At 56.6% G+C, this 26,976-nt stretch carries 20 protein-coding genes; 1 reads left to right on the top strand and 19 read right to left on the bottom strand.

The genetic code is table 11. The annotated features are described in order from the left end of the window. Positions 1-14 precede the first annotated feature (14 nt). The 3 genes from F556_RS0126450 to F556_RS0126440 form a co-directional block, all read right to left on the bottom strand. Positions 15-929, bottom strand: a complete 915-nt coding sequence (locus F556_RS0126450; protein WP_020620026.1) for an ABC transporter permease — start codon at positions 927-929, stop codon at positions 15-17. A gap of 13 nt (positions 930-942) precedes the next feature. After that, complete coding sequence (locus F556_RS0126445) at positions 943-1,893, bottom strand: ABC transporter permease (protein WP_020620025.1); 951 nt, start codon at positions 1,891-1,893, stop codon at positions 943-945. A gap of 163 nt (positions 1,894-2,056) precedes the next feature. Continuing rightward, positions 2,057-3,661 (bottom strand): ABC transporter substrate-binding protein, encoded by a 1,605-nt coding sequence (locus F556_RS0126440; protein WP_020620024.1) that lies wholly within the window; start codon positions 3,659-3,661, stop codon positions 2,057-2,059. A 286-nt stretch (positions 3,662-3,947) separates the two neighbouring features. On the opposite strand from F556_RS0126440, the gene F556_RS38640 reads away from it, so the two are divergent. Further along, complete coding sequence (locus F556_RS38640) at positions 3,948-4,529, top strand: hypothetical protein (protein WP_157272971.1); 582 nt, start codon at positions 3,948-3,950, stop codon at positions 4,527-4,529. 92 nt (positions 4,530-4,621) lie between these two features. On the opposite strand, the gene F556_RS0126435 is transcribed toward F556_RS38640, so the two are convergent. The 16 genes from F556_RS0126435 to F556_RS35300 all read right to left on the bottom strand — a co-directional run bounded on the left by F556_RS0126435 (position 4,622) and on the right by F556_RS35300 (position 26,782). Further along, positions 4,622-5,542, bottom strand: coding sequence for an aldo/keto reductase (locus tag F556_RS0126435; RefSeq protein ID WP_020620023.1), 921 nt, complete (start codon positions 5,540-5,542; stop codon positions 4,622-4,624). A gap of 530 nt (positions 5,543-6,072) precedes the next feature. Beyond that, entirely contained in the window at positions 6,073-7,212 is a 1,140-nt protein-coding gene (locus F556_RS0126430; RefSeq protein WP_020620022.1) for a toxic anion resistance protein, read from the bottom strand. A 111-nt stretch (positions 7,213-7,323) separates the two neighbouring features. After that, on the bottom strand, positions 7,324-9,012 hold the full coding sequence (locus tag F556_RS0126425) for a vWA domain-containing protein (protein WP_020620021.1): 1,689 nt from the start codon (positions 9,010-9,012) through the stop codon (positions 7,324-7,326). 41 nt (positions 9,013-9,053) lie between these two features. Next, positions 9,054-9,806 carry a hypothetical protein gene (locus F556_RS0126420; RefSeq protein WP_020620020.1) on the bottom strand — a complete coding sequence of 251 codons (753 nt, stop codon included), beginning with the start codon at positions 9,804-9,806 and terminating at the stop codon, positions 9,054-9,056. 440 nt (positions 9,807-10,246) lie between these two features. After that, entirely contained in the window at positions 10,247-12,970 is a 2,724-nt protein-coding gene (locus F556_RS0126415) for a cation-transporting P-type ATPase (RefSeq protein WP_020620019.1), read from the bottom strand. A gap of 347 nt (positions 12,971-13,317) precedes the next feature. Further along, positions 13,318-14,400, bottom strand: coding sequence for an AbrB family transcriptional regulator (locus tag F556_RS0126410; protein WP_026297509.1), 1,083 nt, complete (start codon positions 14,398-14,400; stop codon positions 13,318-13,320). Positions 14,401-14,455: 55 nt separating this feature from the next. Then, positions 14,456-15,082, bottom strand: a complete 627-nt coding sequence (locus F556_RS35310) for a hypothetical protein (protein WP_020620017.1) — start codon at positions 15,080-15,082, stop codon at positions 14,456-14,458. A gap of 83 nt (positions 15,083-15,165) precedes the next feature. Further along, the gene (locus tag F556_RS0126400) at positions 15,166-16,173 is read right to left on the bottom strand and encodes a Gfo/Idh/MocA family protein (protein WP_020620016.1); all 1,008 of its coding nucleotides are present in this window, start codon (positions 16,171-16,173) and stop codon (positions 15,166-15,168) included. Between the two features lie 25 nt (positions 16,174-16,198). Further along, positions 16,199-18,241 (bottom strand): alpha-amylase family protein, encoded by a 2,043-nt coding sequence (locus F556_RS0126395; protein WP_020620015.1) that lies wholly within the window; start codon positions 18,239-18,241, stop codon positions 16,199-16,201. Positions 18,242-18,306: 65 nt separating this feature from the next. Beyond that, positions 18,307-20,469 (bottom strand): alpha-amylase family protein, encoded by a 2,163-nt coding sequence (locus tag F556_RS35305; RefSeq protein ID WP_020620014.1) that lies wholly within the window; start codon positions 20,467-20,469, stop codon positions 18,307-18,309. Between the two features lie 547 nt (positions 20,470-21,016). After that, positions 21,017-22,348: an LLM class flavin-dependent oxidoreductase gene (locus F556_RS0126385; protein ID WP_020620013.1), complete on the bottom strand. Its 1,332-nt coding sequence runs from the start codon at positions 22,346-22,348 to the stop codon at positions 21,017-21,019. Positions 22,349-22,402: 54 nt separating this feature from the next. Continuing rightward, entirely contained in the window at positions 22,403-23,206 is an 804-nt protein-coding gene (locus F556_RS0126380; RefSeq protein WP_020620012.1) for an ABC transporter permease, read from the bottom strand. Further along, a complete protein-coding gene (locus tag F556_RS0126375) occupies positions 23,206-24,051 on the bottom strand; it encodes an ABC transporter permease (protein WP_020620011.1) in 846 nt (281 codons plus the stop codon). Before F556_RS0126375 ends, F556_RS0126380 begins: the two co-directional genes overlap by 1 nt. A 22-nt stretch (positions 24,052-24,073) precedes the next feature. Continuing rightward, complete coding sequence (locus F556_RS0126370; RefSeq protein ID WP_020620010.1) at positions 24,074-25,081, bottom strand: aliphatic sulfonate ABC transporter substrate-binding protein; 1,008 nt, start codon at positions 25,079-25,081, stop codon at positions 24,074-24,076. An 85-nt stretch (positions 25,082-25,166) separates the two neighbouring features. Continuing rightward, complete coding sequence (locus F556_RS0126365; RefSeq protein WP_020620009.1) at positions 25,167-25,943, bottom strand: ABC transporter ATP-binding protein; 777 nt, start codon at positions 25,941-25,943, stop codon at positions 25,167-25,169. Between the two features lie 191 nt (positions 25,944-26,134). Next, complete coding sequence (locus F556_RS35300; RefSeq protein WP_020620008.1) at positions 26,135-26,782, bottom strand: TetR/AcrR family transcriptional regulator; 648 nt, start codon at positions 26,780-26,782, stop codon at positions 26,135-26,137. Positions 26,783-26,976: the final 194 nt, after the last annotated feature.

The following is a 26,976-nucleotide window of genomic DNA, read 5'->3' as shown; positions in this document are numbered from 1 at the left end:
CGCCACCTCCTCCTTTACTTGCGTGACCATAATCTCTTTACCTTTTGCTTCACACGAGGATCCAGCAGATCGCGCAGTCCGTCGCCCAGCAGATTGAGGCTTAACACCGAGAGGATGATCATAATTCCCGGAAACACCGCAACCCACCAGGCCTTGTAAATAACCAGCTTGCCAGCCTGGAGGATACTGCCCCAGCTCGGCACATCCACAGGCACGCCCGCTCCGAGAAAGCTGAGCGCCGCTTCGGAAATAATGGCTTCCGCGAAGACGAAGGTGGCTTGGACGAGCAGGGGCGACAACGTATTGGGCACAATGTGACGCCAGATAATCCGGGTGTCGCTGGCGCCTTGTGCATGCATTGCCTCAATATAGGTCTGCTCGCGGACGACCAGCGCTGTTGAGCGGACGACGCGGGCGATCCCGGGCGTGAACACAATGGTTAGCGCAATAATGACATTCCATACTGAAGCGCCCAGTGCGGCCATCAGGGCAATAGCAAGCAAGATCCCGGGGATGGCGATCAGACCGTCACAGATCCGCATCAGGATGTGGTCCAATGCCTTGTAGTAGGCCGAGTAGATGCCGATGACCAGCCCCAACGCAGAGGAGATCAGTGCGACCGCCAGGCCGACACCCATCGATACCTGGGCACCATAGATAATCCGGGTCAACAGATCCCGTCCGAATTCGTCGGTTCCGAGCCAATGCGTGCCGCTTGGTGCGAGAAAGCGGTTGATCACCGTCATTCCCGTCAGATTATAAGGGGATAAGAGCGGACCCAGCAGCGCCAGGGCTATAATGAACAGCAGCAGCACCCCGCCGATCAGCAGACCATAGCTGGAGCGCACGCGGCGCAGGAGGAGCGAACGCTGCTCCTGCCGCAGCCGTTTGCTGAGCTGGTTGATTTCTTCACTATTGATGGCAGCCATACGCGTCTCCTTCCTATTTGCGGTCCAGACGGACCCGCGGATCGATGATGCCATACAGCAGATCGACCAGCAGATTCAGCCCGACATAGATGAGCGTGACGACAAGGACAATGCCCTGGATGACCGGGAAATCCCGGCGATCAATGGAATTCAGGATGAGCTGACCCAGTCCCGGAATGGTGAAGATCGTCTCCACCACCACTGCGCCGGTAATGAGCGTTCCGAACGTCTGCCCAATCACCGTGAGGATGGGCAGGAAGGCATTGCGAAAGGCATGCTTGAGCAGCACCGTGGTTTCGCGGAGACCCTTGGAACGCGCCGTCTTGATGAAGTTGAGGCTTAGCACCTCCAGCATCGAGGAACGGGTCATCCGAGTAATCAGTGCGGCTTGAATCATGCCGAGCGAGATTCCCGGCAATATGAGATACTTCAGGTGCTCTGTCAATCCGCTGCTGAGCGGCTGATAGCCGGAATTCGGCAGCCAGCGCAGCTCAACACCAACAACCAGCATCAGTATTAAACCGAGCATAAAGCTTGGAACCGCCATTCCTGCCAAGGCGATGCCGGAGAGCGTCACATCGGCCAGGCTCCCCCGCTTGTAAGCCGCAATAATACCGAAAGGTATGGCCATCAAAATGGCGATAATCTGTGCCACCAAGGCCAGTGAAAGCGTGGGGCCGATATGGCCGGCAATCGCCTCGCCCACCGTCTGGCGCATGAAGATCGAGTCCCCCAGATCCCCGCGGACGGCATGGCTGACCCAGTTCCAATACTGCTCGTAGATGGGAAGATTGTAGCCCATTTCTTGGTTGAGCGCGTCGATCTCCTCCTGCGAGGCCTCCATTCCGAGAATGGTCGCAGCCGGCTTGCCGGGCGTCAAATGGATAATAGAAAAAATAGCAATGGAAACAATAATTAAAACGGGAATAGCCGACAGCAGTCGTTTGATGATATAGGCGAACACCGCAACCCCTCATTCTTACAAAGACATAATAGCAGGTCTTCAAAAGCAACCCTCTGAAAAATTATACTGGGCCTGTCCGTAAATGAAAAGGATGCTCACAAAGTTACCGGGTAACTTGTAAACATCCTTGACGTTTTTGTGAGTGAGAAAAATTGGCGGACAATTACTCCGGCAGCTTGGCGTTCCAGAGCACCGGCGCTTCGAACATTTCGAAGCCTTCCAACTTATTGTTGGTCGCTACAATACCATTGTAGTGGCCGATGACTGTAGAGGAAGCAATTTCATAGAGGTAGCCTTGCAGCGTCTCCCACTCGGCCTTGGCTGCTTCCGGTGTAGCTGCGCCACGGATTGCAGTCAGCGCTTGTTTGACCGTATCATCATTCAGTCCGGCCCAGTCCGGTGTAACAGCAAGCAATTGTGGAGGCGTCAGCTGGTACCCCGTGCTGGCGACGAAAATGTCCCATTTGCTGCGGTCACCCTTTGTTTCCAGGAACGTAGGGAAATCGAAGTTTTCGACTTTGACATTCATGCCAATCTGACGCAATTGTTCCTGAATGACCAGGGTGGCGGTATACATTTCGTTATAGTCACGGGTAGTGAGTAGAGTAATTTCTTCTCCATTGTATCCTGCTTCGGCCAGCAGCTGCTCAGCCTTGTCTGGATCGGCCTGGTTGTAGTACTCAGAGCCGGCATCCGTCGTCCATTGAACCTGACTGGTATTCAGATAACCTGGAGCCAGTGAATACAACTCTGGGTTGCCAAAGCTTGCCAGCAAAATATCCTCGTTATTAAACGCGGCCAGGATAGCTTGACGGATTTTGACGTCCGAGAGCAGTCCTTCCGTTGTATTGAAGAAAGCAGTAAGCGCACCAGCAGGTAGCGAGTATAACTCAATGTTGTCATCTGCAGCCAGTTCATCATAGTTCTCGGTAGGAATCGAATCGGCTACGTCATATTGACCAGTCTTTATCCCGTTGATGCGCGTGGAATGATCGGTCACAAAATGGAAGTACAGGTTGGCCGTCGGTGCTTCCTTGCGTCCGTCAAAGCCGCTTGGATCCTTGTCTACCGATTGGTATTCGTCATAACGAACCAGGTGAATATACTGATCCTGTTTCCATTCCTGGAACTTGTATGGTCCAGTGCCGATATATTCGTTGATGCCATCGGCTGGAGCATTATCAATGATTTCCTTTGGCATGATTGCCGGGAACTGGGCCTGCGAAGAGAGCAGGATCAGCACGTCGGAAGTTGCTTGCGGCACAGTCAATGCCACAGTGTACGGATCAACCTCAGTGAACTCCGCCCCAACGAGCAGCGACTTCGCACGAGAGGACGTAACCAGCCAACGATTCATGGACGCTACTACATCATCTGCCGTCAGTTCTTCGCCATTGTGGAACTTCACACCTTGGCGCAGCGGAAAAGTATAGGTCAGCCCATCTTCGCTGATTTCAACAGATTCTGCCAGAGCCGGAACTGGCTCATAATCGCTATTCAGCGTGTAGAGCGTCTCAAAAATATTCTGTGCTGTATCCAGTGCGACAGCCGAAACTGTCAACTGCGCATCCAGTGTCGGCGGCTGTGCGGTCAACGCAACATTCAACTCGTCCTTATAGTTTTCTGTCTCAGCCGCAGGCTCATTGCCACTGGCGTTATTACCGGTATTGCTACCTGTATTTTGAGGCTCATTACTGTTCGAGCAAGCCGCTAGCACCAACAGCAACAGCAGTGTTGAAGCAAATAATCCGAGTGTTCTAGCTCTCATGGTTATGCAATCCCCCAGCATAATTTTAGTTTGTCTTTCCTACCCGTTTGCTAATAGCAGCCGAATACTCACTACCACCTAATACCAAGTAAACAGGTAGAATTAATATGTAATATGAATCATATCGACTTTTACCGTTCCTGTCAACCTGTTTATCTCATTATACCTATAGGATATGAAGGAGGGAATGAGATTCCCCCTCTTCCGCCCGGAATAATAGCGTTCTCATGCAAAAGTTTTTAAATTCGACAAACTTCGATACGCTCGTTCTTCACATCGGCGCTTGATGGGACGTGAACGTCCCCATTGCCCGCCGCTTCCCCAGATCGACCGCTGCAACACACCTTTCTTCCTCTATTTGCTCGCATCCCCAGCTTCCGCCTACTGCAACACACTTTTCTTCCTCTATTTACTCTCAACCCCGCCTTCCGACCGCTGTAACACACCTTTCTTCCTCTATTTGCTCGCATCCCCAGCTTCCGACCGCTGTAGCACACCTTTCTTCCTCTATTTGCTCGCATCCCTGCCTTCCGACCGCTGTAGCACACCTTTCTTCCTCTATTTACTCTCAACCCCGCCTTCCGACCGCTGTAACACACCTTTCTTCCTCTATTTGCTCGCATCCCCAACTTCCGCCTACTGCAACATACTTTTCTTCCTCTATTTGCTCGCATCCCCAGCTTCCGCCTACTGCAACACACCTTTCTTCCTCTATTTGCTCGCATCCCCACCTTCCGACCGCTGTAACACACTTTTCTTCCTCTATTTACTCTTAACCCCAACCTCCGCCTACTGCAACACACCTTTCTTCCTCTATTTGCTCGCATCCCCAGCTTCCGACCACTGCAACAGACTTTTCTTCTGCTGATGCACGACAAAGACGGCCCTGGGGGCCGCCCTTGTTGTTGGAAAACTATATATACTTCCCTAAAAGCCTGAACTCCTCGCACCATCCGTCCCTTACAGTTGCACGTCCTGCTTGTGCGCTTCGGTGACTAGCTCGACGGCTCGGGCATTGGCTGCTACCTGCTCCGGGTCTTTGCAGCCTGGGATGACGGCGGTGACGGCAGGGTGCCGCAGACACCAGGCTAAGGCCCAGCTCGCCATGTCCACACCTTCTGGCACTTCCTCGCGCGCGATCCGCTCGACTTCTTCGAGCTTGCGGCGGGTTGCCTCGGCATCATGTCGGTGACGGACATCGTCGCTGCCGAATACGGCGCCAGGCTTGTACTTGCCGCTCAAGTAGCCGCTTGCCAGTGGAACCCGCGCCAATACGCCCAAATCCTGCTGCTCGCATGACGGGAAGACCCGCTCCTCCGGCTGACGGTCAAGGCGGTTATAGACGACCTGAATCGCGCGGCTGTTCACCTTGGTGGACTGCTCCGTCTGATGCAAGTTGTCGTTGCTGCCGATGGACGTGCCCAAGTAGCGGATTTTGCCTGCCTGCACCTGCTTATCTAATACGTTCCACAATTCATCACTGTCGAAGGCCGCATCCGGTCCCGAATGGAATTGGTACAGATCGATATAGTCTGTCTTGAGCGCAGCCAACGAAGCGTCCAATTGAGCCACAATCTTGTCCGCATCGAACACATCCGTGCGCGTGAAGCGCTCATGGAACTGATGGCCGAACTTGGTGGCGACGATCCAATCCTCGCGCCGGCCACGGCTCAGATAATCGCCAATGAGCGACTCCGACAGATGGTCGCCGTAGCATTCCGCGGTATCAATCAGGTTGATGCCGAGCTCCCGGCCTTTTTCCAGAATGGCGTCTGCTTCTTGCTGCGTATAATCCCGGCCCCATTCGCCGCCAAACTGCCAGGTGCCGATGCCAACCACCGATACGTTGAGCTCTGTACTGCCTAGTCTCCTGTATTTCAACCGTCCCACTCTCCTCAATTGGAATGTGTTTATACGCTTTCATTATACAGCAGACATGCACACAAACAAACACGCCTAAAATGTTCATCCCTAAGCGGGTAGATCCCGTTCGCTGGCCAAGGCCTCACACGAAGTGGCGCATTTATTCCGCTATTCTGCCCCCGGACCTTCGTTCGCTGCTCATAGGGCGTTTATTTTCCGTTATTCCTAAGCTAACCATTGGTTAGTATTGAAAAAGTCACGAATAGCGGAAAATAAGCGGCGCTTCCTCGCAAACCAGGTCCAAATCCGCAGGTTAACGGAAAATTTGCACCCTAATTCAAGCAGGCCACAAGCTCACCCCTGGCACTAATAGGATCCCTTCCTCCTTCAGAGTCCCCCCTGCTGCTATAGCCACAACAAAAGGCCTCACACTACCCGAAGGTATGGAGGCCCCATTTGTTACTGTAACTGTACAATCTCTGCTTCCGCCCCTAGTCGAGATAGACATCTGGGCTTCGCCGTTGTCAGTCAGCTACCGTCGCCTTACCTTACAACCCCAGCTTCTGCCCCTTCTCCAGGCGGACAATCTGGGCTTCACCGTTGTCGGCCAGCTCGCGGAACTGGGTGATGGTCTCGCGCATGCGCGGCAGCGCCTCCTGCTTGTAGGCACTGATGGCGTCCAGCGCAGACAATACGTCGGTGAACGACTGCTTCAGCGTGTCAACGGAGATACTCGTCTCCAGCGACTGCTTGTGGATCGCCGCCCCTTGGTCCTTCAGCATACGGGAGGTGCCGCTGATCAGCTGATCGGTCGTCCGGTTCAACATCTCGATCTTCTTCAGCACGACCTGCTGATTGTACAACGCACTGGCAACCGTCACCGCGATGCGCAGGGCAGATACCGTCACATTGCGCGCCCGGTCAACGCCGCGGATCAGCTCCTTGTTGTTGCGGATCACGACCTCCATAGCCATGACCCCCTGCTGATTGACGACCAGCATCTGCTGCAGGTCCATGACCCGCTGCCGCAGCGGGAACAGCACTTCCTCAGTGATGAAGCGAATCCGATCCTCGGACTCCTGACGCAGCTTCGCCGCTTCAATCTGCCGCTCAATCTCCTCGTCCATGAGCATGCCGAGCTGGATCTCCTTCTTCAGGCGCTTGGTCAGGTCGCGGAGCACCTGCTGTTCAATCTCCAGCGTCGTGTTGTCGTTACGCAGCACCGTCTTGCCACGATCCAGCGAGACAATGATGTCGGCGATCACAGTGTCCGCCTTCTCGAACTTGGTAAAATAAGCACGCAGCGGGTTGAATAGCCGTCCCAACAGACCGCTCTTGGCAAAATCAATCGCACTCGGATCGAGATCCTTGAGCTGAAGGTTCAGCTCCGTCAGCCCTTTGGCAACCTCGCCGCCCTCGTCCCCGGCCTTCGCCAGATTGCCGACGGACACTTGCAGCAGCGCGTTTTTCTCGGAAGAGGAACGCATCGTCTGCAAGCCAAACTTGTCGATCGACTGCAGGATCTCCCGCCGCTTCTCCAGCGATTCGATATCCATCTCCAGAATCGTGCCGACATTGCCCTCCGCCAGCTCTCTTAGCTGTCTGACCTCCTCCGGCTCCGGCTCCACTTGCTCCTCCAGCGCTGACTTCAACTTCTCCTCATCGATAACTTCCATCGAAAATGACATGTGTTCCCCTCCCATAGTGATCCATGATTAGCTTACTAGTGAAGCCTGGAGCAGTGCGACTCCCCCGCTGGCAGCAGCTCACAGCCCTGCACCGCGACTGCGACTGCGTCGTTACATCTGTACGTTGAGTAGGTTACCGATCTTGTAGACGACATCCTCGGTATCCGCATTGATGCTCGCGGCTTCATTAATGCTAGAGATGCTCTCCAGCGCCTGGATGTTGGCATTGTAGCCAATCGTATAAATCGGGATCTGATATGACTGAATCAGCCCCCGGACATCCTTCAGCGAGTGTCCCTCGTTGAACTCTCCGTCACTAAGGACGAAGATCAACGGCCGTAGATTCGGATTGACAGCCATCTCCTCCTGCAGCATTTTCATCGCTACCGCGATGCCGTCGAAGGTAGCTGTGCCACCGCCAGCCTGCAGACTGTTCACCGCGCCGACGAACAGCGACTGCTGGTTCGTATCATATTTGCCGATTGGCAAGTTGATCTCGACCTTGCTCGCATAGGAGACGAAGCCTATACTGTTGTCCTGGCCCAGGTACTTCTGGCCCTGCAACAGCGATTCCTTCAGCTTGTTCAGCGGCTCTCCGTTCATACTGCCGGAGACATCAGCGACGAAGACCGCAGCAATCGGCTTGTGGGCATCCTTTTTCTCTTTCCACAGCTTCTGCGCGGCAATCAGTACCGTACCTTCAACTGGCTCCATCTCGGACGCATAGTCAGGCAAACCGCCAAAACCCTTCTCCTCCGCCAGACTCTGGTTCGCTGCCTGCCCGGTGTATTCAGCGAAGGCACGCAGAATATCCTTCTTGCCCTGCGGCAGATCGCCAAGCGCATACAGCGGACTGTCATGGCGTACGCCGAACGGCGTAAACACGGTGCCGGCCTGAAGATCAGGCGCATTCACATAGGTCTGGTACTCCAGGACAAAAGCGTCGAGCGCACCCGATTTGGCGGCCTCACGCATCTGCAGCGTCGTCGAAGCAATAAACGGTACATTGGCCTGGAAGCTCTCGAATCCCTGTACCGCGGTCTCGCCCAGCAGATTCGAGCTATCGAAGGCGCCGAGCGCCGTCACCAGGAAATTCAGACCCGTCGAGCTGGCAAACGGATCCGTGTAGCCCATCGACAGCTCGCCCGCCGCAATCGCATCGGTGACCGTCTTCACGTTCAGTGCCCCGTATTTCTCAATCAGCTCATCATACTTGGCTTTCGTTGTCACAATACCAGTGACATTGCCAACCAGCCGCTTCTCGATCAATTCCGCCGATACGCCCGAGGCTTTGACCATCTCGCCCCACAGCTCATTGGACGGGGTGAAGGCATCTGGCACGTACTTGCCGGAACGGATATAGTCCGCCGCGGTACCAGAGGCGATATTGCGGATCTTCACCGATACCTGCTGCCCGTTCACTGTCGCGCCCGAGCGGTTGAACGCCTCGCCAACCTCTGCCAGCCAACCGTCCACACCGCTGCCCGACTTCTCGGTGGATGAGAAAATCTCGACGTAAGTCGAGGTCGTCGGCTCTACCGTAACCGCGAACTTCTCGATGTCCGGCAGCGCGTCGGCGATGGAAACCGGATCGAGATCGATCTGCCCTTTGATGGGCTGTGCGGTCGTGACGTTGATTTTCTTGTAGATCTTATCCAGCTTCTTCTCTGCATCCTGCGCGGAAATCTCCGTCTCCGTCTTGCCAAGATTGGCCGTGTACGTAATCCCCAGATAGACCAGGACGAATACGATGGCGCCGATGACCACCAATGAGATTAGCGCTTTGCCCTTACTGGCCATGTTGTTCTCCCCTTTCAAATCGTGCTTGCACTCTCCATTGCCTACACCTTGTACAGCTTGGTCTGCCGGATCAAGGTTTCGATCTCCTGCATGCCAGGCAGCTCTTCCACATTGCGATAGTCACTGCTCGAAAGCCGGGAGATTTCCAGCAGCAGCCGATCCAGCTTCAGCAGAATCTCCTCATTGGCCTCCAGATACCCCGAGATAGCCGCCATGTATTCACGGTAGAGTCCCGTCTTCTCCTGAACCAGCCGGGTGGAGAAGGAGGCATCCTTGTGCCGCTTGGCAAAATTGCGGAAGTCCGCAGCATCGAATACTCTCAGCTTGTTCAGCATACCGCGAATATTGAGATAAAAGAGTCGTTCCACCTCGTTGATGACGCCCATAAATTTGCCGTAGCTCAGCTCGGTCGGCTCAAACCGCTCCGCCAGCACATCCCGGAGCGAGTGTCCCCGCCGCGGCATCCGTTGCAGCTGATCCTGGGCATGCTCCAGTTCCCGCTGCAACCCGTCAATCGACCGGTACCCGTTAAGGGCGGCTACGTAATCCTCATGCGTCCACACTTCCTTTGTCGTCCGAACCACCGGTGCCGGCTCTGCCTTCAGCAGCAGCTGATAGGTGCCCCCGAGCAGGACCAGGCCGCTCATGATCAGTACGGTGATCCCCCCTGCCCGCTCCAGCGCGCTGCCACCCGTAATATCCACGCCCAGCAATCCCGGTGAGAGGACGACAACGCAGAGGGCAGCCACGCCCAACACCAGCATTGCGAGCTTCAGCATCTTGTTGCTACGCATCGTTCTCCCCCATTTCCGTCCTGTCCATCATATGGACTCCATGCGTATATCATCTAATACGTCCAAGAAATTAAAATGATGCATAATGTTAACACCCTAAAATATATTCGGTGGCGCCCGCCTTACTCCCTGCCCGTCCTGACAAATTTTATAATCACGTGACATTTTCCCCACCAAAAAAAGACGACTCCGTATCGACATCGCATCACTGCGGGTTGTCGCGGAATCGTCTTTTATTAATCAGGCTATTAAATAAAGAAAGCCTATAGTCACGGATCGATCTTCCGATCGCTGTTGTCCCCAGATTTCTTTGATTCTTCCCCCTTATAAGGGTGAAATCCGGGGACAAAGGCGAACGCTTCGCTTCTCCAGATTCGATTCCGTGCCTCTCCGGCTTTCTTTAACAGCCTGATAAATAAAGTTATAAATAAGTCGGTTATTTACGCCTCCATGGCCGTATCCTTACTGTTGAAACGCCGCTGGATAATAGTCCGCGTAATCCATTTCTCGATCTCGATGATGATGAAAATCGCCAGACCCATTAGCAGTGGGAACGTCCAGTAGGACAGTTCAATCGGCTCTGTACCGAAGATGGTGTTCATAAACGGCAGGTAGGTAATCGACAGCTGCAACAGAACCAGCAAACCAGATACGATGAAGACTGCACGGTTGGAGAAAAACCCGGTGCCGAACGCCTTACCCAGCTCGCTGCGGCAGTTAAACAAATGAAACATCTGCGCGACCACGATGGTGTTGAGCGTTATCGTATTAACGGCCGCCTGTTCATAGCCCTGATCCAGCAGACTGAGATTCATCGCCAGCGTGCCACCACCCAGAATAATGGAGACAAATAAGATCCTAAAGATATAATACCCGCTAAGCAGCGGTGTCTTTGGATTGCGCGGCGGGCGGTCCATCGCCTGCGGCTCCATTCGTTCAAAGGCCAGAGCCAGGGATACGGTAACCGAGCTCACCATATTAACCCAGAGAATCTGCACTGGCGTCAGCGGCATCATCGTACCGAGCAGAATACTGGCCATAATCAGGAAGCTCTCTGCGCCGTTGGTCGGAAGGATGAACAGAATCGTCTTCTTGAGGTTGTCAAACACCCGGCGACCTTCCTTAACCGCCTTAACAATCGTCGCGAAGTTGTCATCTGCCAGCACCATCTCCGAAGCATCCTTCGAGACCTCGGTGCCCTTGATGCCCATCGCTACGCCCACGTCAGCACGCTTCAGCGCTGGCGCATCATTGACCCCGTCACCGGTCATGGCGCAAATCTTGCCTTTGCTCTGTAGTGCTTCAACGAGCTGCAGCTTGTTCTGGGGACTTGTGCGGGCGAAGATATGGTACTTCTGCGCCGCCTCCACCAGCTCCTCTTGGGACATGGCATCGATGTCCTTGCCCTCCAGGCCAGCTTCACCGTCGCCGATACCGAGCTGCTTGCCGATTGCCATCGCCGTCTCCTTGTGATCACCCGTGATCATCTTGACCTGGATACCGGCGGAAATACATTCCTTGATCGCTTCGACCGCTTCCTCGCGCGGTGGATCGACGATGCCTGCCAGACCGAGGAAGGCCATGCCGCTCTTCAGGTCGTCGTGATCCAGATCGCCGATGTCTTCTCCGTCAGCGAGCTCTTTCATCGCAACGCCGATGACGCGTTCACCCTGCCGGGCGTGATCGCGCATGCGCTCCTCCCACTGCTCCTGCTCGAACGGCACCGTGCCATCGGCACCGACCTGATGCTCTGCCATATCGAAGAGGCGGTCCGGCGCACCTTTGACATAGATGACCTTGCGTCCATCGCGCTCCACCAGCACAGCCATATACTTGTAGTCCGAGTCAAAAGGAATCTTCGATTTCACTTCCAGCTCCGGAACCTCCGTATTGGCCTTGGCCGCCAGTGTGATCAGGCAGCCCTCGGTCGGGTCGCCCTGGATGATCCAGTGGCCGTCCTCATCCTTGCGCAGGGAGGCGTCATTACACGTTTTGACGCAGAGCAGGAACTCTTCGAGAATCGCGTCCTTCTCCACGTCCACCTCTTCGTCATCGACCTGGATTTCGCCCTCCGGCGAATACCCGGTACCCGTCACGTTGTATTCCTGATCATGCATCATAATCGAGGTGACCGTCATTTCGTTTTTGGTCAGTGTGCCTGTTTTGTCAGAGCAAATCACCGATACCGCGCCCAGCGTCTCGACGGACGGCAGATTGCGCACAATTGCATTGCGTCCCGCCATATTCTGAACGCCGATGGCCAGAATAATCGAGAGAATCGCAGGCAGGCCTTCAGGGATCGCCGCTACCGCAAGTCCGATAACAGACAACAGCAGCTCGCCCGCCTCGTAATCACGCACCAGGTAACCGAAGACAAACATGAGTGCTGCCAGTACGACAATCACGATTGATACCATTTTGCCAAAGCGGGCCGTTTGCTTCAGCAGCGGCGTCTGCATCTCCTCAACATCGGAAATGGACTTGTTGATCTTCCCGATCTCGGTGTGATGACCCGTTGCTACGACGATGCCGCGCCCGGTACCCGAAGCTACTGTCGTGCCGGAGAAGACCATATTGGTCCGATCTGCCAGCACGGCATCAGCTTCCAGCGTATCTGTCCGCTTCTCGACAGAGGTGGACTCCCCCGTCAGGGCTGACTCCTCCACATTGAGGTTGCTGGCCTTCAGCAGCCGCAGATCAGCCGGAATTTTGTCCCCTGCCTTCAGCAGGACGAGATCGCCCGGCACCACATCTGCTGCCTCGACCTCCAGCGTTTCGCCGCCACGGCGGACGTTAGCCTCCAGCGACAGCATATTTTTTATCCCTTCCAAGGCCTTCTCCGCCTTGTTCTCCTGGACGAAGCCAATCGTCGCATTGACGATAGCCACCACCACGATAACCGCCGTGTCCAGCCAGTGACCCAGAATCGCTGTCACGACCGCCGCCGCCAAGAGAATGTAGATCAACACATCGTGAAAATGTTTAAAAAATTTCAAAATGACGCTTTGCTGCTCGCCCTCGGGCAGCTCATTGCTGCCATACTCCTCCAGACGGCTGGCCGCTTCCTCGCTGCTTAGTCCCTCGGAGCTGTTCGAGCCCAGTTCCTCAAGCAATCGCTCTTCGTCCAGTGCGTGCCATTGTTGCTGCTCCTGCTCAGTCGCCAAATGTCAGTCGCCCCTTTCTGTAATGGATTGGGACAGGCGGCTCTGCATGGTTCGATCGACCACGGCGATCGTCTTATCTCTCCGTTCTAAATGGTTATGCCTGGATGCCGTTCTCCAACTGAGAACGGAGTGCCAGAATTTAGCCGCCCAACCCCTGGCCCTTGTCCAGCGCCAACATGACGCCGCAAGAGCCGCATACGGGTGAAAGTTACACTTCCTTACTCTTTAAACGAGAACAAGGGGCGATTAAACCGCGAAACCAAAGTCGGGTGCTGGGAATAATAAGGTGTGGCGAAAATGTGAGAGCGGGGGACCTGGAGGTCCCCCATAGAATGGGTCTGATACGATTAAGAGCTCTTCATCCGCGAGCCGTAAACCCGGCGGAAGAGAAGCTGGAGCAGAGGGGAAATCACGAAGAAGACGAAAAACAAGCGGAACAGCTGGTAGGCGGAAACAATGGACAAGTCGGCATCCACTTCGTGAGCAATAATACTCATCTGATCCATGCCGCCCGGCGCCATCGCCAGGAAGCCCGTAATATGATCGAGGCCGTGCATCATCCCGACCACCTCGCTGAGGCCCAGACTGCCGCCAATCAACAGCAGGCTCGTCAGTATTGCAGTCAATAGCAAACGCAGTTTTTTCTGCGCCTGGGACGGCTTGAGCAGCAGCCCGACATAGACACCAATCAATAGCTGCGCAATCTGCAGCACCGGTGTTGAGGGCTCGGGCCCCGCTACCCCGAGTTGAACCAGCAGCGCCGTGCTCAGGATCGGCCCCACCATATACGCGTTGGGCATCCGGATCCGCAGCCCGAGTGCGATCATCAGCACCCCACAGAGAATGAAAAGGCCCAGCACGGGACTGAGTCCAACAGGTACCGCTCCCGGAAGCTCTGAGCCCCCTCCCGCCGCAGTGCTGAACAAGGGGCTAACCACCAGCAGCGGCACCAGCAATACAATGAGCAGAACCCGCACCACCTGGAAGACCGTGACTGTCGTCAGATTGACGCCGCGCATTTCCTCGGCCAAGGTTACCATCTGGGATAGCCCGCCAGGCACGCTGCTGAGCATCGCTGTTGGCAGATCGATGCGGGCCAACCTCATGCTCAGCAAGGCGAGCAGCATACAGAGTCCCATCAGCAGAATGGACAATACAATCATCGTCGGCAGCTGCCGGACAATCTGGATGAGCGCTTCCCTCGTGAATGAGAGTCCGATCGCATACCCGACAATTATCATGCCGGTATTGCGCAGGCTTGGCAACCAGTGCGGCCGGGCCTGCTCGCTGCGAATCAATAGAGACGCTACGAAGACCGACGACATCGGACCAAGCAGCCAGGGCACGGGGATGTGAAGATATTGGAACAGCAGACCGCCACAGACGGCGATGGCTGCCGTAAGCAAGGTTCGTAGTAGGGACTGTTGCATGTTGCCTCCTGTGGTTATCATTTGCTTGCTTAGCAGGGCTAAGAAGTTAGAGCTGTTAAAGCCCGAACAGCTGATACACGCTCAGCGGAGCCAAGCAGCCGAGCAGACTGCCTGCACAGATCTGGCCAATGGTGTGTGCGCGCACCTTCCACCGGGCCCAGCCGATGACCGCCAGCAGGACAAAGGAAAGGGACAGTACGGGCTCAATTACAACGGCCATCGTCGTCAGCGCTCCTGAGAGACCAATCAGGTGCAGGCTTATTTTCCAGCGGGCCCACTGGGTAATCGCTAACGCCGCAAGCAGCGTGACGATCATCGCAGTAACCGTCGCCAACAGCTCTATCGGCGCCTGCAGGAAGAAGAGCAGTACAAGCACGATGACCATGCAGAGGACGGTGAACACAAACGGCACAAACCGCTGCTCCCTCCGGCTGACATGAACATTGGAATAAGTGCCCTGCCGCACCCCGCGGCGGATGAAAAGAATCGGCACAACGGAGATACCAATGCCGATCACCGCTGACCAAACCAGTCCTACCCACAAACTCGGCGCGGTGAGGACCGCCACGATTAGAAATAACGGAGGCGCAACATACAGAGGATTGGATAACCGTGAGATTAGTTGTGCGAGCCAAAGACGCTTTCCTTCATAGGGGGTCTGCCCGGCCATTTTCTCTTCCATGCGCTTCACCTCCGGTTTTGGTTGTACTCCATATTGTAAACGTAAAAAAAACCGCCCGCAACGCGAGCGATTCGTCTTCAGGTCTATTTCTCTCGGGCAAAAGCCTCCAGTTCGATTCTCCGGCCCTGCCGCACGCTCTCCATTGCACCGAGCATCATGGCCACGCTGAGGCGGTTATCCAGAATGTCCGTCTCCGAACGGCGGCCGCTTGCCAGCGCCTCCAGCATTTCATTCAAGCAGGCGTCCCGGCGCTCGGGTCCCTGCCAATGAAGCTCACCCTGCCGATCCTCGCCACCGTCCGCTGTCCGGTACAGCGCCGTCGAATCGCCGTTCCACAGGGCTGAGCCGGCCGTCCCGCCAATGCGCCAACTGCCTTCCCAGGAGGTGGTATGTCCAAGCGCGCTCCAGCTCCCGTTATATTGGAATACCGCCCCACCCTCGAATTCGAAGATACAGACGGCTGTGGAGTCACCTTTGTACCATGAACCATGCGGGTTGAAGCTGTGGCAGTACACGGATAACGGCTTCGTACCGATCAGATAGCGGGCCGCATCAAACGTATGAATCGCCATATCGAGCAGCAGTGGATCATCCATCTCCTCCCGGAACCCGCCAAAGTGCGGACCCAGGAAAAAATCCGCCGTCAGCAGCACAGGCTTGCCAATAATCCCCGTATCCAGATCCTGCTTGAGCGAACGGATCTCCTTGGTATAGCGCCTGTTCTGCATAACGGCGCAGAACCGCCCTGTCCGCTCGGCCACAGCGGCCAACTCATTGGCCTGCGCCATCGTGACGGCCAGCGGTTTCTCCATGATGACATCGCACCCACTCGCCATGGCCGTCATCGCATTGGGCGCATGGGCCTCGGGGATCGACGTGTCCAGCAGCAGCTCCGCCTGCACCGCAGGCACTGCCTCTGCCACCGACGTATAGACCGGCAGCGATAAGCCCTGCCGTTCATTCAGCGCCTGGGCGCTTTCTGGGCGCACATCCACCAGCCCGACCAGCTCCAGGTCATTCCGGCCCCTTGCATAGTCCAGCCAACGGGAGCCCATGCTCCCGCAGCCGGCAAGGATCGTTCTCCGTGTCATGATTTCGCCTCCTTTACCTTCATGCTCATCTGCTCCCTCCGGTTAGCTTCTGTTCCGAATCCACCTGCACCGCTTCCCATACCTCAAGTCGCGGCAGCGTAATGACCAGATCCTCCCCTTCGGTCCACAGCTCCAGCGGCCCGTTCTCCAGCAGCCCTACCGCCGATGGGGCTGCTGGCACCAGGCGCCGCGGCAGCCGGACTTCAATCCCGTGCAGCGGCACCGCCTCTGACAGCGGCCGGCGGCCTGTGCCATTCACGACATGCAGCATAACACCCGAGCCGTTCCGGTACAGGCTGGCTTGGAGTCCGATGATTCGCGTCACCGAGAGCAGCTTGCGCTGCGGATCGCCCAGGTCCAGCAGATTGTCCAGCAGCCGGTAATGCTCCCCGAGCCGGTATTCGTCCAGAAGCTCGCTGAATGCGAACGGGAGATACAGCACGCCGCCCTGGCCAAGCGGATGGTGCACCGCTAGCGGCAGGTCAGTCCGCTCCACTGGCAGCGATGCCCGCTCGGGCGGCGCCCCCACGCTCTCCGGCGGCGAGAAGGGCGGCACCAGCGTCGCGAGTGCCTTCGCGCCAGGCAAGAGCTTGCAATAAGCAACCACTCCGCCAAAAGCAATCAGCTCCGTCTCCTCCATACCGCGCTGCAGCGGGTTATCTGTGCCCTCGAAGCGCAGGTAGCTGGCATGTAGCGGCTCGCTCATCGTCACCAATGGCTCGATACCGAGCAACTCGGCCGCACCTTCTCCCTGCAGTCGGCCCTCAACGATCAGCAGGCCGCCCCGCTCCGCATAGCCGCGCCAACGGGCAATGGCTGCACTGTCTGCGGAATGCCCGGCAGGCACAATGAGCGCGCGGTAACGGTCCAGCGCGGCGCTGTCTTGATCGTCCGTTAGCAGATCGAAGGGAATCTGCCGGTTCACCAGCCCGTCGGCCCAGCCCTCAACCGCTCGGCCGGAGCCCCACAGCAGCGCCGTATCCGCCAGCGGCTCCGCCCCGCGCATCGGTTCAGCCACGATGGCCTCGCGCCGGTTATGCTCCGTCACGATGCGGAGAATCCGCTTGTCGCGGATCGTATCTGGCACGCCGGTCAGCGAGTGCCAGATCTGGCCGCCGTAGGCAGGCACTTGGGCCAGCCAGAAGGCATATTCCGCTGGCGGCAATCCCGTATGGCGCCAATCCATGCCAGGGCAGGAGTGGACAATGCCGAGCGGCGGGGCAGACGCCGAGCGCGAGCGCCCGAGCTTCACACTGAGCGCCGGCTTCCAGAACTCCGGTATCCGCTGATGGCCCAGCGACAGCACATTCTGCGGCTCCGTGCAGAGCAGATCGCTGCCAGCCTTACGATCCTCCAGACGCTCGTTAAACAGATTGTAGTAGCCAAGCACCGGCGCCTCAGGTCGCACCCGCTTCACCGTGCCTTGGAGCAGCTCCATGTTGCGGCGCAGACAGACGGAGAACCAGGCTCGCTCCACCTCACTCCGCTGCTCCGGCAGCGGCTTGTCATACAATGCCTGGTAGCCTTCGCGACAGCGCTCACAGCGACAGAAGATCGTGCCTGGATTGTTGAAGAACACGCCGTCAATATAATAGGCGGAGAGTGACTCCTCCAGCACCGGCACAGCCAGCTCCTCGTTGCGGTAGCCCGTATTAATGCAGGTCGCCATCAGCAGCGACCAGTTGCCCGGCCGCTTCGCCCCGATGATCTGCGGCTCCCCGCCCGCCTCGCGCACGAACCAATCCGGCCGCTGGTAATAGACGGCATCGTCAGCCTTGCTGAAATCATACCGTGCGACGAATCGCAGCCCTTCCTTGTGAAGCTCGGTTATCATTTCCTGCAGTAAATCACCCTGATTCTGTGCTGGCAAGTATTCATTCACGTGGTGGTGCGGAACCTTCGACGGATACCAGGCATAGATGCCCCCGACATTAAACACGATCGTATTCGCCCCCATCTCCTTGAGCTGGCGGGCCAGCTTGGGCGGGTCGATACGATGCGTGTCCTTCACCTGCATATTGGGCTGAATGATGCGCAGCGGCTCATGCCACCACAGCGAGTTAGACATTGGCTTCCTCTCCTTTGTCGTATCTTCTGTCGTGTCTTCGTGGCGGCTGAGCCGCCCTGCTCCTGCTACGTCGTAAGATGATATGCGGCATACACGCCTAGCGACGGAATCTCCAGCGTTAGCAAGCCGTCTGCTCCCGGCTGCAAGACCGGTGCCGAGTCGTCCTCGACAGGCACTCCTTCACCGTGCAGAGCGGCTTTGGCCGTCTCCAGACCCGAGCTCTGCACCCCCAGGGAGACCTCCCTTTCTGTTCCAGCTCCAGCCTGCTTCGCTTCCCGCTGCAGCTGCCGGACCCTGATGCCTCCGACTTCACCAGCCGATCCGGTCGACGCGGTCGTGAGGCCTCCGCTTGCACCGGTCCAACCAAGCAGATCGACCGTGAGGTTGCGCTGCTCCAAGGGCTCCTCGTACGTCGTCCCGTTAAAGCCCGAGCCATTGAGCAGCTGCAGCAGCTGCGAGCCGTCCGGGAGTTGATACAAGGACATCTGCACGCTTGGGTGAGCGTTTGTGCGAAGGGAGAGTTGATTGCCTAGCAGTTTTCGGATGGCGCCCGCCACAAGGTGACGGTGATCCGCGAAGCCTTGCGCATAATATAACTCGCCAACGTTCCAGCCGATGTAGCCACTGCCGCCCGCGCCCTCAGCGGACGGCGGCGTCAGCCCCAGACCACAGCGTTCCGACTCGACATGGCCGTAGGCACGCTCCGGCGGGCCAAAGGAGGACGGCGCAATATACGGTAGCTTTCGCTCCGTCTCCGTCCCGAACGTGACCGCCGTGAACGGACCGTCCACAATGACCCAATCCCGCTCGGTCAGCTCCGGGGCCAACTCCTTATCATCCACCCGTACATAGGAAGCCAGCGTGTCCTCCAGCACCGCATCCGGCGTCGCACCGAACAGCTGCTGCAGCGCCTCCGCCTGTCCGAACAACGCCCCGCCGGTGGCGAGCAGCTGCATTCCCCGCCGCTGCGCCGCTGTCAGCTGCGCTAGCTCGGTATTGGTGAGCGCGGCAATTCCCGGCAGCAGCACTAGCCCGGCGCCGCTCTCTTCCAGGCGCTCCAGGCGGCTCTGATCGATGACTTCGAAGAGCAGATGGCTCTCCTTGAGCATTTTGAATAGCCCCAGATATTCCCGATGCCGCGCCAGCGGACCGGGCGCAGGCTTGACCAGGACGACATCGACGACAGGGCGCCCCTTGCCGTACAACTGCTCATTGGCCTGATGCAGAGCAAAAACTGAGGATACGGCGGTGTAATTCTCCCGGTCCGGATAGTCCTCAAATACGCCGATGATGCAGAAGTCTAGACCCGAGCCGCTCAGCAGACTTTCATACAGCCGCTGCTCCGTCTCATAGCGGGAAACGCCAGTGAACCGGTACGTCAAATCGATAGCATTAATGGAGCAATTGCTCGACAGCTTGCCCTCGTAGCCGCCCGCCACCGGCATGATATTCACAGCTGCCGTGTATTGCCATCTGGGGTGAGGTGCGCGCAGCGACGTGTTCGATTCGTGACGGACGATATCGACCTTGTGTGTATGATACGTGCTGATAGCTGCTTCTGGACGCAGCCGCTTGATGTGCGCATGAATGCGGTCCAGCATATCAACGGCCGTCTCCCGCTGAAATGCGAGGTAAGCAAGCTGCCGCTCCGTCCCCCGTTCTGCACTTGGCGGCAGCTCCATCCCATGCAGCTCCATGAAGCGGCGGCGACAGCTGGCGCAGTGGCAGAGGCCGTAATAATTGCCGCTGTAGTCCCAATTCTGATACCCGAACATATTGAAGAACACCCCATCGGGCTCGTACAGGGTCAGCGCTTCGTCCAGAATCTCCATGGCGTACTGCTGCTGGTAGCCGCCGTTGAGGCAGGTATGAACAATCCCGCCGTAATTGACGATTTTGCCCTCCTCCGAGCGGTAGAACCATTCCGGCCGCTGCCGGTAGATGGACTCATGGGCTTTGCTGAAGTCGAACCGGGCGATCAACCGCAGGCCCGCAGCCCGTGCCTTCTCAATCATCTCGCCCAGCAGATCGCCCTTCAGATATGGCGTCACGTGATGATAACGCAGCTTGGACGGATAAAAGGCGAAGATCCCCCCAGCATTGACCATCAAGGTATTCGCGCCGAATGCCTTCACCTGTGCGATCAGCCGGTCCACGTCCATAGCGGCGTCGATCTCCCGAAGATTGTTCTGAATCAACCGTAGATTATTGTCCTTCCACCAAGTCATGCTACTCGCCCCTTCCTGTTTCTCGTGTCAGATTTGGACCGAGACTGCGGTTGCGGTAAATGCTGCGGTGTCAGTCCATAACGTAAGCGTTATCATTTTGCTATGCAAAAGTGGAACTCCCATTAACCCCATTTCTCAGGCTGTTGAAAAACGGCCGGAGAGGCACGGAATCGAATCTGGTCAACGCTTTCGGAAAGAAAGCGACTTCGGGAGCATATGCTGCGAAGCGCTCGCCTGAAAGCTTTTCGCAGAAAAGCTGGCTTCGAAAGCATACGCTGTCCCCGAATTTCAACCGCTAGAGCGGTTAAAAATTAAGAAATCTGGGGACAACAGCGATCGGAAGATCGATCCGTGACTGTAGGCTTTCTTTTTTCAACAACCTGATTTCTCCCGTTAATTTTATCATGTTTGCCAAAAATCTTTAGTGCGGTATTTTTATGATGTAACCCTACTAGAGGGGAAAAACCGATGACTACAAACGTCTGCTCCCACGCAAAAAAACCACGCTAGACCTTCATCCAGCGCGGTTCTTACTAATATAAAACGATCAGGCGGAGACAAAGCTCCCTGCCGCTGGCCGGGCCAAGCCCAGATGCTCTCGCAGGGTGGTGCCGCTATACTCCTGGCGGAACAAGCCGCGCTGCTGCAGGATTGGCACGACATGGTCGACGAACTCATCCAGACCACCGGGCAACACCGGCGGCATAATGTTGAAGCCGTCGCAGCCGTAGCCCTGGAACCACTGCTCCATCAGGTCGGCCAGTTGCTCCGGGGTGCCTACGAATTGCAGGTGCCCGCGCGCGCCCAGCACACGCCGTCCCAGCTCCAGCATGGATAGACGCTCACGGCGCGCCATCTCCATGACCAGCTGCACGCGGCTCTTCATACCGTTGGAGGCGGAGACTGGATCGGGGATGTCAGGCAGCTCCTCGTCGAGCGAGTAATCGCTGAGATCCACATGGAGAAACGCCGATAGAAACGCACGGATATCCTCATGCGGAATCAGCTCCTGCAGCTCGGCATAAGCCTGCTGCGCCTCCGCTTCGGTCGAGCCCAGTACCGGCGAGAGACCCGGCATGATCTTGAGGCTCCCCGGCTGCCGCCCACCGGCTGCTAACCGCTCATGCAGCCGGCTGTAGAACGACTGCGCGGTGGCTAGCGATTGCTGCGCCGTGAACACCACTTCTCCTGCATGCGCGGCGAAGTCCATTCCCGGCTCCGATGAGCCTGCTTGAATCAGGACAGGATAGCCCTGTGGCGGCCGGGGCACATTGAGCGGCCCCTTCGTCTTGTACCATTGCCCCTGATAGTCGGCTGGCTTGACCTTAGCCGCATCAGCAAACCGTCCCTGCCCGCGATCAAGCACAAGCGCATCATCCGCCCAGCTATCCCACAGCCGGGTGACGGCCTCGACGAATTCGCGGGCCATCTCATAACGGAGCCCGTGCTCAGGATGGACTTCGCGGCCATAGTTGTGGGCCTCAATATCCAGCTGCGAGGTGACGATATTCCAGCCGGCCCGGCCACCGCTGATATGATCGAGAGTAGCGAACTTGCGGGCCACGTTAAACGGTTCGTTGTAGGTCGTCGATACGGTAGCGGTTAAGCCGATTCGCTCGGTCGCTGCCGACAACGCAGATAACAGCGTAATCGGCTCCAGCATGCCTGTCGCCGCCTGTTCTACGTTGGTTGCATAGAGGAGATCCGCAAAGAAGATCATGTCCAGCTTGCCACGCTCGGCTGTCTTGGCCAGATTGCGGTATAACCCGATGTCGAACATCGACTCTGCTGCCGAGGCGGGGTGTCGCCATCCGGCATGGTGATGCCCGGCATAGTAGATAAAGGCTCCCAAATGAAGCTGCTCGTGCCGTTTGGTCATTTTGAAACCTCCTGATTAGTTGGATGAAGCCTGCTTGGGCACCGGTGCGTACTCTTAGCCCTTATAAGTGTCCCGCCAGCGCAGCCAGCGCCGTTCCAGCCTGCGTACCGCAGAGTCGGACAGTTTGCCCACCAGAGCAAACAGAATGATACCAACGAAGACCACCTCTGTCTCGGAGTAAGCTCGCGCGTCTTGAATCATGTAACCTACTCCCGCGCTTGTGCCCATCATCTCCGCCACGACAAGCAGCAGCCAAGAGACCCCGAGCGAGAGCCGTACGCCCAGCAGAATATTGGGCAAGGCAGCAGGCAGGATCAGCCCCGTGATCTGCTGCAGCCGCGTGTACTCTAGAATTCGGGATACCTGATAGAGCTTGACGTCGACACTCCGAATGCCCAGAAACGTATTGAGGTAGACCGGGAAAAAGGTACCGACCGAAATCAGCAGCACCTTGGAAAACTCGCCGATCCCAAACCATAGAATGAACAATGGAATAACGGCTAGCAGCGGCACCGTGCGCAGCATCTGCAGCGTCGGGTCCAGTGTCTTCTCCACCAGCTTGCCGAGACCGCTGGAGAGGCCGAGCAACAGCCCGAGCGTACCGCCCAGCAAGAAGCCGAGCATGGCCCGGTAGATACTGATCCCCAGATGGCGCACCAGCTCCCCGCTGCCGATTAGAGACGCAAAGGATTGCAGGATCTGCAGTGGCGACGGCAGCAGGGTATCCGACAGCACATTCGCGCTGCTGAAGCCTTGCCAGAGCAGCAGGATGAAGACTGGTACCAGCCAGCCGTGGAGCCCATGCGGAATACGGTCCAGCCAATCTCTTCGGGCGGCTTGGGTCAACGGTCTGCGCATCACAAGTCGCCTCCTTTATAACTGTCCTGCCACCGCAGCATCCGGCGCTCCAGCAGCTTCACCAGTGAATCTGTCAGCTTGCCAAAGGCTGCGAACACAAGGATCCCGACAAATACCACAGAGGTGATGGAGAAATATCTTGCATCGTTGATGAGGTAACCGATGCCTGAGCTGGAGCCCATCATCTCGGCAACCACCAAACCCAGCCAGGCCACGCCAATCGACAATCGCAAGCCGAGGAATAGATTCGGCAGCGCTCCGGGCAGCATCAGCTTGGTCATCAGCTGCCAGCGGCTGAACTGCAGCGCCTCCGCCACATCGAACAGCTTGTTATCGACTGAGCGGATGCCCAGAAACGTATTGACGTACATGGGGAAGAATGCGCCTTTGGCTATGAGCAGCACCTTGGAAGTCTCGTCGAACCCGAACCACAGAATGAAGAGCGGCGCCACCGCCAGATGGGGCAGCGTCCGCAGCATCTGCAGCGACGGATCGACCAGCCGCTCGGCTTTGTACGAGAACCCGACCCATAGGCCTGCCGCCAAGCCCAGCCCTCCGCCTAGCAGGAACCCAAGCAGCGCCCGCCAGCTGGAGATCCGCAGATGGGCCAGCAGCTCGCCGGAACGGGTCAGATCGATGAACTCTTGCAAGATGACAGCCGGCGTCGGCAGCAGCGTAGGATTCAGCAGACCAAGCATCCCCGCGCCCTGCCACACGATCAGCACGGTTACCGGCAGCAACAGGCTGAGCAGCACATTGACGGTTCGCAGCGAGAGACGGATGCTGCGGCCGATTTGTTTTTTGGGTTTGGCTGATATGGCGCTCCTGGTTTCGACTTGCTGCATGGCCTACGCCCCGTTTCTCTGCTTAGTTTTGAACTGCCTCAATATACTGGTTGTCGAACACCTCGGACACATCAATCTGCTTGCGGATCGACTCTATTTCATATTGGAAATCCGCCGTCAGCTGATGCTGCGCGATGATTTCATCCGATACAGGAATACTGATGGATTTGGATCTTGCGAAGACGGCCTCGATAACCGCAGGCGGGACATTACGTTCCGCAGCATACCGCTCAATGGCTTCCTGATGGTTATCGTTTTCCCAGGCCAGTGCTTTGTCCAGCACCTTCAGATAGATCTTCACCAGCTCCGGATAGTCATCGGCGAAGGCTTTGCGAGCAATGTAAAAAGATGGGGACAGTACGCCTAATTGCTCGCCGTCGGCCAGCACACGTCCTTTGTCCTGCAGTACGTTCAAGGTAATATTGGGATCCCAGGTGGCCCAAGCATCTACCCGGCCCGTCTCGAAGGCAGGCTGAGCTTCATCCGGCTGCAGCTGAATGATCTCCAGCTCGGAAGCGTCCACGCCTGCTTTGTCGAGTCCAAGATACAGGAAGTTATAGGCGTTGCTGCCTTTGGCTACGGCCACCTTCTTGCCGCGCAGTTCCTCTACCGACTGGATATCGCTGTCCTTAGGTACGATTATGGCTACGTTATTCTTGCCGTCCAACGCTTGCGAGATGACCGTGAACTCAATCCCCGCCGCTTGGGCTGCAATGATCGGCATGTTGCCCAGCCCCGCAAAATCCAGACGATTCGAAGCCATGGCCTCTGTCATTGGCGGTCCACTCTGGAACTCCGCGTACTCCACCGTAACTCCGAGCTTGTCGTACTCTTCTTCAAACCATTTTTCCTCAATAATTTTGCCGTACAGTCCACCACTGCCCTGATAGCCGATCCGCACTGTCACACCTTCATAATCCACTTCGCCGTCAGCCCCTGCTGTCTCCTTCGCATTGCCCGAGGCGCATCCGCTGATCGCTACACTTAATGCCACTAATCCTACCAACGTCATCCATCGCCAGCTCTTCATCTCTGATCTCTCCTTGTTATGTGCGCTTCAGGCTGTCCGTGCCTTTACGGCCACTCTTTAACAGCCTGAATCTTTATGTTTTTTACTAAATGCCTGCTCCCGCATCAACGACGGGGCCTTCGACTTTCTCGAATTCGCTCAGCACGATGCGCCGCATCTCCTGAAAGGACGATGATGTCCGCTTGCGCGGGAAAGGCAGGTCGATCGTCTGAATGCTGCTAATCTGGCCGGGGCGCGGGTTCATGACCACAACCCGTTCACCGAGAAACACCGCTTCGTCGAGATCATGCGTGACCAGCAGCATCGTCGTTCCGTTCTGCTGCCAGATGTCCAGCAAGACCTCTTGCATATGGGCCCGCGTGAAGGCGTCCAATGCCCCGAACGGCTCATCCAGTAGGAGCACAGCAGGGTTTCGGAGCAGCGCACGCGCAATGGCCACCCGCTGGGCCATTCCGCCGGAGAGCTCGCGGGGGTAGGCCTTCTCGAACCCCTTCAGACGGACCAGCTCAATCAATTCATCCACCCGCTGGCGTACATCGGGTCGGCGCAATGGCAAGTTGGCCGCAATATTCTTCTCCACCGTCAGCCAGGGAAACAATCTTGGCTCTTGGAAGATCACACCCTTCTCGATACTCGGTCCGGTGATGGGCGTCCCGTTCAGGAGCACCTGCCCTTCATAGCTGGTATCCAGACCGGCAATGATCTTCAGCAGCGTGCTTTTGCCACAGCCGCTCGGTCCGATAATCGTCACTAGCTGGCCTTCGCTCACTCGCAGATCGATATTGCGCAGCGCAACAATGTCACCCGATGGCGCCGGGAATACGCGGTTGACGCCTTGGACAAGCAGCCATTCCTGGCTCATATAAACGCCCCCTTCACATAAACTTATAATACAAACCTGAATACTTGGTTTATAGGGTAAAATAAAAAGACTTAACGTGGGTTATCACGTTAAATCTCCAGCGGTCTGGTCGATTTGAGACGTTAGATTCACAAATTGAATGTCTATTCAGTTTGTTATGAAGCTTATTTTGCAACATTCATCACAGGTTGTCAATCTCTTTTTTTGGTATTTGCAGATGACCGTTTGTTCACACGCTTGGTCGTCCCCTTCGCCTCGAACAGCCGGAGCAGTACCTCGATATCCATCTCGATCGGCACTTCATACGACGGCGGACGCTGCATCGTCAGACCCTGGATGAGACTGACAAAGTAAAAGGCCAGTTGCATCGGTTCCTCATCGACAACCGACCCCTCCTCGATGCCCTGACGCATAATACCTGCCACAGGTTCGAGATTCGCCGTAAAACGATCCGTGATGGCCCGCTTGATCTCCGGTGGCGTCGATTCGGACAGCCTCGCCGTGTGCATCAGAATAGTGAAGGCCCAATTGACGCGAATCGACAGCCAGGACGAGGCAATCGCGCGCAGCTTGGCCATCGCGTCGATGTTCATCATTTCCACTTCCCTGACATAGAGACCGTATTTGGTCTGGCCGGACCGGAGCACTTCGCTGAAGATTTCTTCCTTCGAAGAAAAATAATGATAAATGTTACCGACGCTGACACCAGCCTCTGCCGCGATATGCTGGATGCTCGTCAGTTGAAAGCCATGTATAGCCATCACTTTGAGTGCGCTGTCGAGAATCTGCTGTTTTTTCCGCTCCCGCAGCTGCTTGTCCTTCTCTACGTTTCTCGGCATAATCCACCCTCCCTCGTTGATGAGTATACGGATTATCGATGGAAAAAGGAAGGCTGGACGCGCCCCTCTCGCTCCAGCGTGGGGCTGTAGCGAAAGAAACTTGCCTTAGAGGCAGCGAGTGACGCGCGTTCGGCGCTGCAACGAAAGTTTCTTGCCTTAGAGGTAGCGAGTGACACGCGTTCGGCGCTGCAACG

It is taken from the genome of Paenibacillus daejeonensis DSM 15491, from assembly GCF_000378385.1.
Taxonomy (GTDB): Bacteria; Bacillota; Bacilli; order Paenibacillales; family Paenibacillaceae; genus Paenibacillus_D; species Paenibacillus_D daejeonensis.
This window is presented reverse-complemented; position numbering and strand designations above follow the sequence as displayed.

Bases quoted from the DNA above. Each gene is read 5' to 3' on its own strand.
- F556_RS0126380 (WP_020620012.1), bottom strand. From the start codon at position 23,206: ATGCGCAGACCGTTGACCCAAGCCGCCCGAAGAGATTGGCTGGACCGT.
- F556_RS0126365 (WP_020620009.1), bottom strand. From the start codon at position 25,943: ATGAGCCAGGAATGGCTGCTTGTCCAAGGCGTCAACCGCGTATTCCCG.
- F556_RS35310 (WP_020620017.1), bottom strand. From the start codon at position 15,082: ATGGAAGAGAAAATGGCCGGGCAGACCCCCTATGAAGGAAAGCGTCTT.
- F556_RS0126410 (WP_026297509.1), bottom strand. From the start codon at position 14,400: ATGCAACAGTCCCTACTACGAACCTTGCTTACGGCAGCCATCGCCGTC.
- F556_RS0126370 (WP_020620010.1), bottom strand. From the start codon at position 25,081: ATGAAGAGCTGGCGATGGATGACGTTGGTAGGATTAGTGGCATTAAGT.
- F556_RS0126425 (WP_020620021.1), bottom strand. From the start codon at position 9,012: ATGGCCAGTAAGGGCAAAGCGCTAATCTCATTGGTGGTCATCGGCGCC.
- F556_RS0126430 (WP_020620022.1), bottom strand. From the start codon at position 7,212: ATGTCATTTTCGATGGAAGTTATCGATGAGGAGAAGTTGAAGTCAGCG.
- F556_RS0126400 (WP_020620016.1), bottom strand. From the start codon at position 16,173: ATGACACGGAGAACGATCCTTGCCGGCTGCGGGAGCATGGGCTCCCGT.
- F556_RS35300 (WP_020620008.1), bottom strand. From the start codon at position 26,782: ATGCCGAGAAACGTAGAGAAGGACAAGCAGCTGCGGGAGCGGAAAAAA.
- F556_RS0126420 (WP_020620020.1), bottom strand. From the start codon at position 9,806: ATGCGTAGCAACAAGATGCTGAAGCTCGCAATGCTGGTGTTGGGCGTG.
- F556_RS0126440 (WP_020620024.1), bottom strand. From the start codon at position 3,661: ATGAGAGCTAGAACACTCGGATTATTTGCTTCAACACTGCTGTTGCTG.
- F556_RS0126450 (WP_020620026.1), bottom strand. From the start codon at position 929: ATGGCTGCCATCAATAGTGAAGAAATCAACCAGCTCAGCAAACGGCTG.
- F556_RS0126385 (WP_020620013.1), bottom strand. From the start codon at position 22,348: ATGACCAAACGGCACGAGCAGCTTCATTTGGGAGCCTTTATCTACTAT.
- F556_RS38640 (WP_157272971.1), top strand. From the start codon at position 3,948: ATGGGACGTGAACGTCCCCATTGCCCGCCGCTTCCCCAGATCGACCGC.
- F556_RS0126395 (WP_020620015.1), bottom strand. From the start codon at position 18,241: ATGTCTAACTCGCTGTGGTGGCATGAGCCGCTGCGCATCATTCAGCCC.
- F556_RS0126375 (WP_020620011.1), bottom strand. From the start codon at position 24,051: ATGCAGCAAGTCGAAACCAGGAGCGCCATATCAGCCAAACCCAAAAAA.
- F556_RS35305 (WP_020620014.1), bottom strand. From the start codon at position 20,469: ATGACTTGGTGGAAGGACAATAATCTACGGTTGATTCAGAACAATCTT.